The sequence below is a fragment of the Ruegeria sp. G12 genome (assembly GCF_056533565.1).
In genome coordinates this window covers 22,801-34,866 of sequence record NZ_JBQFOO010000005.1, presented here as the reverse complement: position 1 = coordinate 34,866, position 12,066 = coordinate 22,801, and the positions used below count along the sequence as shown (strand labels likewise).

Below are 12,066 nucleotides of genomic sequence, written 5' to 3'. Positions count from 1 at the left end.
TTTTGGTGATTCTCTCAGGAACGCAGCTTCCTGCCCAAGTCGGAGGCAATGCCGATGGATCGGTTTGTGACGAAGGTTTCGAAAACAAGAACGGATCGTGCCAAAGAACAGACGTACCAGAAAACGCATATTTGACGGGTAGCTCCTATGGTAGCGGCTGGGAATGCAATCACGGTTTCCAGAATGTCGGAGAACTCTGTGAGGAAATAAAAGTTCCTGAAAATGCCTATCTTGCATCAACCGGAGATCAGTGGGAGTGCAATCGGCTGTTCCAGCGCGTCGGAGAACTCTGTGAAGAAGTGATGGCACCTCAAAATGGATACGTCGAAACCCGGTTTGGCGTTCAGGAAATACACTGCAACTGGGGATTTCGTAAAGAGAACCAGGATTGTGTTGCGATAGATGTCCCGAGCAACGGCCGCCTGACTGACAAAAACAGCGCGGATGGTTGGGTGTGCATCAGAGGTTACAGGGCAGCGGAGAGCGGCTGTGAGCCTGTGGCTGTTCCACAGCATGCATATCTTGCACCTGAAACTTATTCCGGATGGAAATGCGAACGTGGTTTTCGCGCAAACCGGGACAGGTGCGTTGCGATCCTTGTCCCTTCAAACGCTCATTTGAATCGAAGAGGTGATGGTTGGGAATGCAATCGGCCGTTCACGAGACAGAACGATAAGTGCACCGAAAGTGTGCCGTAACAACCGGTTGATGGAAACCAAAGCCGCCTGACAAATCCGGAAGGACCAAGCCGTGAACCATAACTCGATTGACGAAAACCTAGGTAAAAGCCTCAAAGCCGAAAAGGCGCGTCGCCGGTCTTACGGGATTAAGATATCTATTGCGTCAGCAGTGTGTGTTGCGGCGATAATTGCAGTGGCGTTTCTCTGATGCGTAAAAATGCCCCTCAAGTAACCCTTCCCGGTTCAAAGATGTCAGCTCGTGGTCTGGAACAAAGAGCGTTTCAGGACCGCAGTGTTCGTAAGTCGCGGAACGCTGACGTATCAGGAGTGATTGAGGAAGAATTTGGAAAGTACTTGATTAAGGCTGGCGTTCTGAGCGGCAATAGTGTTGCGCGGGCATTCCCCAAGCCGCCGGCTAAAACGCAGGCAATGATTGCCGATGCAGTTGGAGAAACGCCGGCATTGGCCATTGAAGCCTTAAAAGAAATTCTCGAAGAACGAGACAGGAAGCGTAGCGGTCAACGCCGTTTGGAGGGAAACTCCGGCACCCTTGTTCCCAGTGAAAGAGAATATGCCGAGGCATTGCGCCAGATCAGGCTCACTCCTGCGCAGGTCACATTGCTCAAAGCACTTACAATCGCAGGCAAGGACGGTCTGACCATTGGTCACTTGTCTCAGGCGGCCGGTTACAAATCGCGCGAGGCCTCCATCAAGGTCTTTAAGAAAATCGGCCTATTGATTGCGGAGTATCTAGAGCTCGAACTTCCCGACGGCGGATCGGTACAGAATGATGGCGCCGCGCAGGTTCTGGCATTTTCTCACATCGAAAGTGACGACGAGCCAGCAACTTGGATTATGCATCAGGAACTGCGCGACGCTGTTCGTTCGGTTCTGTGACGTACGTTCCAGCCTCAGCTCTTGTAGCGAACTTCGAACCGGAACAAATGCACGAAAGGTTGCTCACGTAGCTTATGTTGGAGAAAAGACCATATCCGCTCGACCTGATCTATGTCCCTGTGAAACGGGCGAAAACGCTTGATCAACAAAAAGTTCTAACGCTGGCCGAAGATATCCTGAAGAACGGCCAGAAGACCCCGATCCAGATACGCTCGGACAACAAGAGGTTCGTGCTGATTGAAGGCCTTCACCGATTAGAGGCCATTCGCGCCCTGGGCGGTGATACGGTCGAAGCCTACCTGGTACGCGCCAGGCTACACTAAATGCCTATTGGAATTGGTGTTCGACAAAGCCTCGGAAAATGTCAGCAGGCGTTGACTTTTTTCATCCCAAAGATGCAATCGTGCGCAATGAAAGCTCTCATATAGAGTAATACGCTGGCAATCTTCCAACTCAGAATGGTCTCGCAAAACCTCGTTTAGCCGATAAAACGGTATACGGCTGGCGAGGTGGTGAACATGGTGCACACCAATGTTGCCAGAGAACCACCGCAGGATGCCTGGCAGGGCATAGTGAGAACTGCCGTAGAACGCGGCGTTCTGAAGGTTCCACCCCTCTTCCCGTTCCCAGGTCGTGTGTTCAAACTGGTGTTGAATATAGAAAAGCCAAATACCAATCGATGATGCGACAATCACGGTTGGCAGGAAAACACACGCCACCACCTCAAAGCCTCCGGCCCATAAAATCAGAGCCAATAACCCTGCAATTGCGGCGTTTGTTCCCATCGCACTTGCCCAATACAGCCAGCCTGACCGCATGAAACCAACAGGCAAGCGGTATTGAAAAAAGAACGTATATATCGGTGCAACACCGAACAGGAAGACGGGGTTCCGGGTCAGACGATACGCGGCACGCCCGAACCAATTCCGTTTCAGGTATTCCTCAATGGTCAATGTAGGGATGTCACCCATACCACGCCGATCAAGGTTACCAGTTGAGGCATGGTGAATCGCATGGCTTTGACGCCAAACGTCATAGGGTGTCACGGTAAGAACACCTAGAACCCGGCCGGTCCAATTGCATGCGTTGCGGTTTTTGAAGAAAGATCCATGACCACAATCATGCATAATGATGAAGATACGGACCAGAAATGCGGCATTCAGGACGGCCAGCAATATTGCGATCCAGACGCTAAATGATAACGCAAACCACGCTAGAGCCCATAGCGCGAATAAGGGGACAACGGTGATCGCAATTTCATAAATACTGCGCTTCGCATCGGGCACACGGTATTGCGCGAGCGCCCGCGTCCAGTCTTTTGGTTGCAACTTACTTGTTCTCCAAGGGCTTTTAGCAGCCCGTTGTGCAAACGAGCACCCCATAAGGGTGCCCGTAAAAGGTCAGGCCAGCGCCAGATTGGCGGCGCTGTCGCGTCCGTCACGGCCAGCTTCGACGTCAAAAGTGACCTTCTGGCCGTCTTTCAATTCGCTGATGCCGGAACGTTCAAGTGCTGAGATATGCACGAACACATCGCGCTTACCATCTTCAGGCTCGATAAAGCCAAAACCTTTGGTCGAGTTGAACCATTTTACTGTGCCATTTGCCATGGTGGAAGTCTCCTAATACTTGCCGCCCGCATCATTGCGGCGACTCGGCGTGGTCGGTCTGAATCGAAAGACTGAACGCCGAGTTTGGGAGACAGCAGGTCGAAAAAGAAAAACGTAAGCCTTATGTATATGGACTTTGAGTACACACGATACAAGCCTTGATACAATGGAAAGCAACAGAAGATCTGAGTCTGCCTAGCCCAATTTGGGACAAAGATAGGCAGAACGCATTGCTCTGCGTTTCGGAAATCAGAGGTCGGCTTCTGATAAAACCTGCCGAATGCGTATGCAGCAAATTGATTGCTCAGGCACGGCAGGTAGGGCTCACTGTCCGAAATCGCCGCGTGCTTCAAGAACACCGCGGCCAGGCACAAATGTTCATTGATTGATTGAAACATTACTAAATCAACGAGTTGACCTCTCTAACGAACGGTAGATTCTGCGCGGCCCGAATCTTGGGTCATGCTGCGTTGGCATAGGGCGACTGCGAGCCTCAAAGTGCCATTAGTAGGTCCGTATCTGCGTAAGCATCGGGCAAGAAACGTTACCGATGTTACAGTTGGCCGTAAGTTCATTCAGGGCGGCCTCCAATCGCTTAAGTTCGATTATCTTCATACGCACATTGGAGATATGAAGCTCGGCCAGTTCCTTAACGGATTGGCAATCCTCGCTATCACCTTCGGACAGGTTGAGAAGCACCTTTGCATCGGCAAGCGCAAAACCCAAGTCTCGGCACTTCCTTAGAAAACAAAGCCGTCCCACATCGTGCGCAGAGTACATGCGTCGATTATTCGATGCCCTTTCTGGTTTCGGCACAATCCCTTCGCGTTCGTAGTAGCGGATAGTTTCAATTCCGACACCGCTTTGCCGGGATGCCTCCCCAATCGCAAACATGTGAGATTTCCTGTCTTGATCCTGTAGTGGCTACAGAAGTTATACGAGAGGTTGTTGTCTCTACAACTCCGCGCGACGTAGTCCATCAGGGAAACAGAATGCAGAAGTACCTTAGCCTCAGCTATTTGGGATCGCTATCAGCGCTTGGCGTCGCGACTTGCTGCGTTTTGCCCATGATGATGATGTTACTGGGGCTGGGCGGCAGTTGGTTGGCAATCTTTGGGAAGGTTGCGGCAGCGAGTTACTATGTGCTGACGATTTCAACGGCGCTCGTCGCGATATCGTGGCTGGTATCTTATCGGCGCGGTTCCTTACCGACGTTAAAATGGCGGCTTGCAGGAACAACTCTAATCACCGGCGTGGCTTGGGTCGTTGTGTTTAACGAGGCACGGATTAACGATTACCTGATCATGCAGATGTGAGACTATGACAAAACAAACTGTAGTCCTAGAAAGCACCCTGATTTGCCCGAAGTGCGGCCACAGCGAAACCGAGCAAATGCCAACGGATGCTTGCCAGTGGTTCTATGAATGCAAGTCGTGCAAAACAGTTTTGAAGCCGTTGGAAGGCGACTGTTGTGTTTACTGTTCATATGCCACGGTCCCGTGTCCACCAATTCAGCTAGGCGATAGCTGTTGCGGATGAAGTGAAGGACGGCTTTGTTGAGCAAACTGTGAACTGCCGCCGCGAGCATCGCTGCTATTTGCATGAATGACAGTTCTTTCCGCTGCTTGGCCGCACAAGATATTCGGCAGTTGCAATGTTGTTACTGCTACAAGCGCATGCAGCAATAAAATCCAGGGTACAGGTTGGGCTCGAAGTTGACTTTCTCTGCAGCCGGTTCGATTGGCTGGGGCCAGCCCTTAGCGGACACGCACAATCGGCGGCTTGAGAGTGTTGCAGTCGTTGTCGTCTGCCTCTTTGGTAAAGAAGTCTGGCGATAAGACAACTTATGTAGGCACAATATCTGATTTCTACCATCACTCTCGCGGATGGAACAACTGGAAGATTGGCAAACGAAAAAAACCCAGCCATCGTCTAAGCCATGGCGTTCGGTGTTTTCATCCATCGTACTGACTCAATCTACGACGATATTCCGTCAGAGCAGTATCAGTTTCCGAAGTAGTACCTTTCACGTGCTCAGCAATGTGAAGGCGACTGGATTGTCTATCTGGAACCCAGCAAGGTCAAACTTTCAAAAGGCTATTTCGCGATAGCAAAAATCCAAGAAATCATCGTCGACCCAAGACACAACGATATGTACCTAGCCATCATTGAGCCTGGAACTTATCTCGACTTCGGTGACCCGGTGCCATTCCGATACGAGTCGAGCATTGTAGAGACCGGTCTCCTGAATGACCGAGGCAGGATATCTGGAAGGGCACAGTCGGCTGTCCGCACTATATCCGCACCGGACTTCTCTAGAATCGTGGAACTTGGCCTAGTCGACGAAGATCACATACTTCCTCGGACAGGCCAATCTGCGTCGAACGGGTTCCACGAGCAACCGATTAACTTCGAACAACTCAGCTCCCGGGATCGTGTCACCCACTTAACGAACCGGGTAGTTCGGGATCGTAATTTCAGAAAGAATGTCCTTAGATCATATGGTGAGAGATGTGCAATTACGGGCCTTCGCCTCATAAATGGCGGCGGCAGGGCAGAAGTGGAGGCAGCTCATATTAGGCCGGTCGAGTACGGCGGACCCGATATCATCAGTAATGGCGTCGCATTGTCGGGGACTGCTCATTGGATGTTCGACAGAGGACTTATTGGGTTAGCCGATGATCTTACGATCATCGTGTCTAGGCATTCAAATGACCCCGAGGCGATTCAAAAGATGATCAACGAAGATGGGCGCCTAATCGCACCAATGCGAGCATCAGAAAGACCAAGAGCAGAATTTGTTTCTTGGCACCGGGAGCACTGCTTTAAGTGCTGAGACCTATTCTGTGAAAACTCAATTGAAAGGCAATCTATGGCACGAAAACCAGAGGGAGCACTCACAGATGACGAGAAGCGAATAGTAAAAGGGTTTCTGGAAAGAGGTGATCGAAATCAGGACATCCAAGCTTTGATCAATCTTGGACGCAAGGCGACGATCAACAGTGCCCGAGTCACTGAAGTCAAGCAGGACAACGCAATCGTTCCGGCATCTGACGCGGACTTAGATTTCTTTGAAAAGAAAAAGAAGTGCTACGATCCTCAAACTGGCTTGAACCTATACGACGATGAGCGATTGATCCGAGCACGAGAGGCCATGCTATTAGCCGTTCAGGTATTCAACAGTCCGACACTTAGGTTCAAAGCAGAGGTATTTGCTGTTCAAGCCAACATCGCTTGGACTTACTTGCTACACGAGTTCTACTTGCGCGAGGGGACACAAATAATCCAGGACGACGGAAGATCACTTCTGTTGAGCCAGATGATCGCCAGAGAAGACTGCCCGCTATCGCAGGGGATCAAAGATAACTTAGAAAGCCTCAAACAAATTAGAGATGCTGTTGAACACACGCTCTTTCGAAGAGCAGACAACCGGTTTCTTTCGATTTTTCAAGCGTGTTGTCTAAATTTCGAAAAGACTATTTGCAAGCTTTTCGGACCCGATGTAGCGCTAAGCAATGATCTATCCTTCTCACTTCAGTTTGCGAAAATGGATTTTGATCAACTGGTCCAAGTGCAGGACTTTGATGTGCCTGAACACATTCGGACATTGGAGAAGCAGCTCGATGAAGACTTGGGTGAAGAACGGTTGTCCGATATCGAATACCGATTTCGAGTTGTCTACACATTCGAAAACTCAACAAAATCGAAGTCACACATCAAATTCGTCCATCCTGATGACGAGGGCGCAGACGAAGTAAGGAACGTGCTAATCAAGCGGGAGATATCTGACAAGCTTTTTCCCCATAAGGCTGCGGTTGTTGCGAGTTTGGTGCAAGAGCGGTCAGGACGGCAGTTCAACACACACAATCACACACAAGCATGGAGAAAGTTTGACGTTAGGCCCCGTGCAAATGTCGGCCAGCCAGAAAACACCAATAAGGACTATTGCATCTACCATTTAGCGCATGGCGATTACACGTACTCAGAAAGTTGGGTAGATTTCTTGGTTTCGTACCTGGCTGTTGACGCAAACTACGACGAGTTGAAGAAGTTCAAACTCTAGCGGATTAACTCTTAAATTGAAGATATGAGTGTTGGACCACCAAATAAATAAGGAATAAGTGTCACGATCAGAAGGTGCAGCTAAGTTATAAAGTCCGCTTCCTGCGCAAAATGCGCCCATGCCGCAGTCTGCACTTTGAATTGTTGTCATCGAAACCGGTCTGGTGCCAAGTCAGAAACCGCCGAGGTGATAACCGAAACGTCGGCTTTCAGCGCCTTCAATATGACAATTGTTTCCACGATATCCAATCGGCGTTCTGCCAATTCATACTTCCCCACGTAAGACGGCGGCTTGCCCAACAACTTGGCCAACCCGGCTTGTGACAACCTCGCCTCCTGCCTGAGTCTGACGAGTTCGCTCAGCAGGAATTGATAGGCCTCTGTTCTTACGGCACCAGCCACTGCTCATGACCTTTAACGTGTGGACACAAGCAGCTACCCCTGTTATGGGATTAACCCCAAATTGGGGGTGATAATGCCTACTACACCCATGATTATTCGCAGTTTTTTGCGATGCCGCACGAACGGAGACTGATATGACCTTTGACCCGCGCGCCCCAAAACCGCCCTTCGACTTTGTGCCCCGGAAACGGACCCCACCAGTGGACAAGTCTCAACTCTACGGGCGGTTTTTAGGTGCAATTATTGGGAGTTCAAAACTGCACAACGACATCCGTGACCGAGCAGCCTACTTGTATTGCGTTGGTCACTTGCCTTCTCATCTACGCCGTCAAGCCACCCAAATCCTTTTTCAGATATCAGAGAAGTTTCATCGCCCGATCAGCTTGGACGGCCTCATTATCGGGCGTCGGTTGAAGGAGGACGCGATCCGGGATTTGAAGATCAATGACCACGACATGGTAAAAGAAGTCCGCGAGCGCGTGAGCCAAGGTTTTCGTATTCAGCAAAGTCTGGGAATTGGGACCCGGCGCAATTTCGGCAAAATCTATATGTTAAAGCGCAATCCCGATCAAACAATAGGCGAGAAGATCACCGTGATGCTATCCGGAGCCGTCAAGCGGGGCTGGGACTGATCACTGTGCCGCCTATACAGATGGGATCGGGCGCCGGGTTGACACATATCGGCGCTAGCCGACTGGAGAGGCCTCGTCGCTTGTCAGAGAGAGGAGGTATCCAGGCACTCACCCGGCACCCTTGCGCATGAAGGTACCACGTTCGGGCAAACACCCCAAGTCAAAACTGATAAAACACCATATTTTCATATACTTACACATGTAGAAGCCGGGTCTGATACTTGAATTGGTAAACGTGGAGTAACCACGCCGTGCTGCCCTTGACAGGCAAGCAACGGCTCATAGGCTAAGAGAACTATCAACTTACTAGCCGTGATGGCTGGGCCGCCAATATTGGGATTGGACAGGACGGCAATTCGTCCTCGACGCACTCGATGGCAATGATCCTGATCTCGATTGAGGTCAGTGTTTTGTCGTCTGGAGTGCACTCCTAAGCCAGAACATCGCGATTGTTGTCTCGAGCGGTTCCTTAAAAAGGAACGTATCGATGACGTGTTCGTCTTCTGCTCCCTCGGGTAAACCGCCCATTCTTGATATCCCCGAACCTCTGATTGCGCTCGTACGCCTTCTGGCGCGCGAAGCGGCTCGGTCGGATTTTGCAACCCGTTGCAACGACGAAGATCGAGAGGTGGATCATGGTTGATCTGCAAATCACAGAGGATGCCGCCTATCTCAGCGTGCGCGATGTCGCGGCGCTGTTCCGCATCAGCACCAAGACCGTTCGCCGCTGGATCAAGTCCGGCGCCTTGCCTGCAACCCGGCTGGGTCGTGATTGGCGTGTTGCCCGCAGTGATCTGCATGCCCTTGCCAAGCAACGCGGCAATCAGGCAGCGGCCCATGTTCTCTAAGGCTTTCACAAAACTCGGCTTTTCTGGCGTTCGGGAAAACGGGGTCATGGATTTTGGTTTTAAATTCCCACCCTTGATTTCCCGAATGTCCGCGAGAGGGCCGCCATGGGCCTGCATGTCCTCAAATGTCCTTTTTTGTACCCAATCTCAAAACCGAAGAGGTTTATCGTGACCCATCACCAAGATATCCAACCGCCAACAACGTTGGCCGAAGTTCTGGACGTTCTGAAGTCCAATCCTGACCTTAACAAGAAACGTCAACGGTCCAAACTGTCGGCGATCTCACGCATCAGTACATACCTGAACCGTCCTCCGTCGGACATTCCGACAGACATCCCGCAACTGCGCAAACTGCTGGCATCGTTGCATCCCGCCGCCTGCCGGGTGAAGCCCAACACCCTCAGTACCACCAAAAGCGATCTGGCAAGCGCATTGCGTGCAGTCGGGGTGTTGCAGGATTTTGAAGCCAAATCTGAACCGACTCCGGAGTGGGACGCGTTTTTGACGACTGTTCAGTCCACCCATCAGGTTTGGGGCTTGATGCGGTTTGCACGTTATTGCAGTTCACGGTCGATCTCGCCCAAGGACATTGGTGGCGAAGTGGTTCAGGCGTTTCAGACGGCCCTCGACACAGTGCTGCTGAAGAATGAACCGGCCAAGCACATTCAATCCATGATCGACACATGGAACCATGTAATTGGCAAACACGGTCTCGATCTTCCCCGGCTGGACCGCTTGTCGTCGGACCGCTATGTGGCCCGCCCGCTGACGGAGTACCCGGAAAGCCTGCAAGCAGAGATCAAAGCCTATATCGACCGGTTGGCGCAACGCGATCTGTTCAGCGATGACGGTCCTGACAAACCGCTACGCGCGACTAGCCTGCGCAACACCGAAGCCCATCTGCGGCAGATGCTCGACGCGCTGGTGTCTGCCGGACAGAGCCCGGAACACTTCGTTAGCCTGTCGGAACTGGTCACGGTGCCTAATCTCAAAACGGCCTTCCGGACGATCATCGACCGGCGCGGAACCGACGGTCTGCCGTCTGGGCTGAGTAATGTTGCAGCAACCTGCATCGCCATTGCACGGCATCACCTGAACGTACCCGAAGACGTCCTTAAGGCGCTCAAAGACATTCACAAGCGGGTCGCCGTAAACCCGCGCGGTATGAGCCCCAAAAACGCGGAACGCCTCGCCCAGTTCAACGATTGGGAGAACGTGGCCTTGTTGTTGAGCCTTCCAGATACGCTGATGTCACGGGCGGACGACAATCCGACCCGGCGCGATAGCGCTCTGGCGGCGATGCACGCTGCGGCACTGACCATCCTCTTGAGTTGTCCCATGCGTGTCAAAAACCTCGCGGACCTTGACTTGGACAAGCATTTGATCCCTGCCCGCTCGGGTACGCACACCTACTACTCCATTCGTATCGAAGGGATTGAGGTCAAGAATGGCGAGCCGATTGAGGTCAAACTGAACGCCCGCAGTTCTAAGCTGGTGCACCGTTACATCATGCAATTCCGATCACAGGTGTCGCAAGCGAATGGCCGTGCCCTGTTCCCGCGAAGCAGCGACGGGAAGTCTCGAGCGCCCAGCAATTTTGGTGGTGAACTCACTCAGCGGGTCTATCGGGAGACGGGTTTGAAGGTTCATCCGCATCTGTTCCGGCACATCGCAGCCAAGCTGTACCTCGAAGAACGCCCCGGTGATTTCGAGACCGTGCGCCGCTTGCTCAAACACAAACGCCTCCAGACCACGATGGATTTCTACGCACCGTTCAACAACCAGTGGGCGCACAATCACTATGATGAAGTGGTTCTCTCGAAGTTCCGGGGGACGTCTGGTGACTAATCCCATTCCTCTTGTTCTTCGTTATCAAGATTGGCCCCAGGCGGATAAATCCGCCTGGGACGCCCTGTTCGCTGAAGGTGACATTTTCGACGGCACAGGCCCCTGTGCGAGCTGGTCTGATGGCAGCCGTAAAAAACGTTGCCAAAGCTACGGGTATTGGCTGTCATGGATGATGCGTCATCAGCCTGTCCTTTTGGATCAGCCCCCGACAGATCGCGTTACCAAAGATGCCGTGCGGGGATATCTGGAAGAAGCGGAAGCGCGCGTAGGCCTCATGACCCGCAAGAACATGATTTGCGATCTGTATGTGCTTGCAAGGGCCATGCACCCGGCAGGAGACTGGGACTGGTTGAACAAACTGTCCAACCGCCTGGTACATCTAGCGGACCGGAAAAGCCTGCCGAAGCCAGTCGCCCTCTCGGCGGCAGACATTCTTAACAAAAGTTTGCAGCGGCTCGAAGATGTGGAGAATGATCCGTCCCTCACTGACATCAAGCGTGCAATTCACTTTCGCGCGGGTCTGATGTTCGCCTTTCTGATCTCGCGGCCCGTGCGCCGTCGCACGTTGCTGGCGCTGACAACGGACCAGCATCTGCGCAAAAACGCCGAAGGGTTCGAGGTTCATCTTTCGGCGGAAGACACCAAAGACAAAAAAGCGCGGTGGTTTCCTCTACCCAAGGTTCTGGTACAGCCGATGAAGTCTTATCTGGATATTCATCGTCCGGTCCTCCTTGGTTCTAAGACATCCAATGCACTCTGGATCAGCCAGTATGGAGACCCGATCACACCAGATGGCCTGTCGCGGGAACTGCCGAAAGTGGCGCGGCGCATGCTGGGCGTTGAGTTGCGACCGCACAAATTTCGGCACATTGCGGCGACCAGCGTCGCCGAGACGGACCCGGAACATGTCAACATCATCCGGGATATCCTCGGGCACGCGACGCTGGACATGTCTCAGAAGCACTACAATCGTGCCACCGGACTGTCTGCCTGTGACGACTATCAATCTCTCTTGCAGGCAAAGATGAAGACCTTGGGTGGCAAGCGGTCGGCAACCCCGTCCAAACGGCGCTAGTCGATAGAGTTAAAG

At 52.2% G+C, this 12,066-nt stretch carries 15 protein-coding genes; 10 read left to right on the top strand and 5 right to left on the bottom strand.

Going from position 1 to position 12,066, the window contains the following annotated elements:
• Positions 1–236: 236 nt before the first annotated feature.
• Positions 237–515, bottom strand: a complete 279-nt coding sequence (locus tag ACR0JN_RS12610; RefSeq protein WP_480886021.1) for a hypothetical protein — start codon at positions 513–515, stop codon at positions 237–239.
• 372 nt (positions 516–887) lie between these two features.
• Here ACR0JN_RS12610 and ACR0JN_RS12605 point away from each other — a divergent pair, with 372 nt between their 5' ends.
• Together ACR0JN_RS12605 and ACR0JN_RS12600 are read left to right on the top strand one after the other, a co-directional pair.
• Positions 888–1,577 carry a hypothetical protein gene (locus tag ACR0JN_RS12605; RefSeq protein ID WP_480886019.1) on the top strand — a complete coding sequence of 230 codons (690 nt, stop codon included), beginning with the start codon at positions 888–890 and terminating at the stop codon, positions 1,575–1,577.
• A gap of 74 nt (positions 1,578–1,651) precedes the next feature.
• Complete coding sequence (locus ACR0JN_RS12600; RefSeq protein ID WP_039524390.1) at positions 1,652–1,900, top strand: ParB N-terminal domain-containing protein; 249 nt, start codon at positions 1,652–1,654, stop codon at positions 1,898–1,900.
• On the opposite strand, the gene ACR0JN_RS12595 is transcribed toward ACR0JN_RS12600, so the two are convergent.
• From ACR0JN_RS12595 to ACR0JN_RS12585, 3 genes are all read right to left on the bottom strand, one after another.
• Positions 1,892–2,905: a fatty acid desaturase gene (locus ACR0JN_RS12595; protein ID WP_480886018.1), complete on the bottom strand. Its 1,014-nt coding sequence runs from the start codon at positions 2,903–2,905 to the stop codon at positions 1,892–1,894. The two genes, ACR0JN_RS12600 and ACR0JN_RS12595, sit on opposite strands and share 9 nt — an antisense overlap.
• Positions 2,906–2,977: 72 nt before the next feature.
• Complete coding sequence (locus ACR0JN_RS12590; RefSeq protein WP_170430361.1) at positions 2,978–3,184, bottom strand: cold-shock protein; 207 nt, start codon at positions 3,182–3,184, stop codon at positions 2,978–2,980.
• A gap of 504 nt (positions 3,185–3,688) precedes the next feature.
• Entirely contained in the window at positions 3,689–4,078 is a 390-nt protein-coding gene (locus ACR0JN_RS12585) for a MerR family transcriptional regulator (RefSeq protein WP_170499190.1), read from the bottom strand.
• A 98-nt stretch (positions 4,079–4,176) separates the two neighbouring features.
• Between ACR0JN_RS12585 and ACR0JN_RS12580 the strand changes: the two genes are divergently transcribed.
• The 4 genes from ACR0JN_RS12580 to ACR0JN_RS12565 all read left to right on the top strand — a co-directional run bounded on the left by ACR0JN_RS12580 (position 4,177) and on the right by ACR0JN_RS12565 (position 7,247).
• Positions 4,177–4,500, top strand: a complete 324-nt coding sequence (locus ACR0JN_RS12580) for a hypothetical protein (RefSeq protein WP_170499188.1) — start codon at positions 4,177–4,179, stop codon at positions 4,498–4,500.
• A gap of 4 nt (positions 4,501–4,504) precedes the next feature.
• On the top strand, positions 4,505–4,723 hold the full coding sequence (locus ACR0JN_RS12575; protein ID WP_237217120.1) for a GDCCVxC domain-containing (seleno)protein: 219 nt from the start codon (positions 4,505–4,507) through the stop codon (positions 4,721–4,723).
• Between the two features lie 613 nt (positions 4,724–5,336).
• Entirely contained in the window at positions 5,337–6,020 is a 684-nt protein-coding gene (locus ACR0JN_RS12570) for an HNH endonuclease (protein ID WP_480886016.1), read from the top strand.
• 36 nt (positions 6,021–6,056) lie between these two features.
• Positions 6,057–7,247, top strand: coding sequence for a DUF3644 domain-containing protein (locus tag ACR0JN_RS12565; protein ID WP_480886014.1), 1,191 nt, complete (start codon positions 6,057–6,059; stop codon positions 7,245–7,247).
• Between the two features lie 146 nt (positions 7,248–7,393).
• On the opposite strand, the gene ACR0JN_RS12560 is transcribed toward ACR0JN_RS12565, so the two are convergent.
• Positions 7,394–7,648 (bottom strand): helix-turn-helix domain-containing protein, encoded by a 255-nt coding sequence (locus ACR0JN_RS12560; RefSeq protein ID WP_480886012.1) that lies wholly within the window; start codon positions 7,646–7,648, stop codon positions 7,394–7,396.
• A gap of 134 nt (positions 7,649–7,782) precedes the next feature.
• Between ACR0JN_RS12560 and ACR0JN_RS12555 the strand changes: the two genes are divergently transcribed.
• The 4 genes from ACR0JN_RS12555 to ACR0JN_RS12540 all read left to right on the top strand — a co-directional run bounded on the left by ACR0JN_RS12555 (position 7,783) and on the right by ACR0JN_RS12540 (position 12,051).
• Positions 7,783–8,280, top strand: a complete 498-nt coding sequence (locus ACR0JN_RS12555; RefSeq protein WP_480886011.1) for a hypothetical protein — start codon at positions 7,783–7,785, stop codon at positions 8,278–8,280.
• 635 nt (positions 8,281–8,915) lie between these two features.
• Positions 8,916–9,128, top strand: coding sequence for a helix-turn-helix domain-containing protein (locus tag ACR0JN_RS12550; protein WP_480886010.1), 213 nt, complete (start codon positions 8,916–8,918; stop codon positions 9,126–9,128).
• Between the two features lie 168 nt (positions 9,129–9,296).
• On the top strand, positions 9,297–10,976 hold the full coding sequence (locus ACR0JN_RS12545; protein WP_480886009.1) for a tyrosine-type recombinase/integrase: 1,680 nt from the start codon (positions 9,297–9,299) through the stop codon (positions 10,974–10,976).
• Positions 10,969–12,051 (top strand): tyrosine-type recombinase/integrase, encoded by a 1,083-nt coding sequence (locus ACR0JN_RS12540; RefSeq protein ID WP_480886008.1) that lies wholly within the window; start codon positions 10,969–10,971, stop codon positions 12,049–12,051. Before ACR0JN_RS12545 ends, ACR0JN_RS12540 begins: the two co-directional genes overlap by 8 nt.
• Positions 12,052–12,066 lie beyond the last annotated feature (15 nt).

Bases quoted from the DNA above. Each gene is read 5' to 3' on its own strand.
- ACR0JN_RS12600 (WP_039524390.1), top strand. From the start codon at position 1,652: ATGTTGGAGAAAAGACCATATCCGCTCGACCTGATCTATGTCCCTGTG.
- ACR0JN_RS12590 (WP_170430361.1), bottom strand. From the start codon at position 3,184: ATGGCAAATGGCACAGTAAAATGGTTCAACTCGACCAAAGGTTTTGGC.
- ACR0JN_RS12610 (WP_480886021.1), bottom strand. From the start codon at position 515: ATGCTGTGGAACAGCCACAGGCTCACAGCCGCTCTCCGCTGCCCTGTA.
- ACR0JN_RS12570 (WP_480886016.1), top strand. From the start codon at position 5,337: ATGTACCTAGCCATCATTGAGCCTGGAACTTATCTCGACTTCGGTGAC.
- ACR0JN_RS12565 (WP_480886014.1), top strand. From the start codon at position 6,057: ATGGCACGAAAACCAGAGGGAGCACTCACAGATGACGAGAAGCGAATA.
- ACR0JN_RS12605 (WP_480886019.1), top strand. From the start codon at position 888: ATGCGTAAAAATGCCCCTCAAGTAACCCTTCCCGGTTCAAAGATGTCA.
- ACR0JN_RS12580 (WP_170499188.1), top strand. From the start codon at position 4,177: ATGCAGAAGTACCTTAGCCTCAGCTATTTGGGATCGCTATCAGCGCTT.
- ACR0JN_RS12550 (WP_480886010.1), top strand. From the start codon at position 8,916: ATGGTTGATCTGCAAATCACAGAGGATGCCGCCTATCTCAGCGTGCGC.
- ACR0JN_RS12575 (WP_237217120.1), top strand. From the start codon at position 4,505: ATGACAAAACAAACTGTAGTCCTAGAAAGCACCCTGATTTGCCCGAAG.
- ACR0JN_RS12585 (WP_170499190.1), bottom strand. From the start codon at position 4,078: ATGTTTGCGATTGGGGAGGCATCCCGGCAAAGCGGTGTCGGAATTGAA.
- ACR0JN_RS12555 (WP_480886011.1), top strand. From the start codon at position 7,783: ATGACCTTTGACCCGCGCGCCCCAAAACCGCCCTTCGACTTTGTGCCC.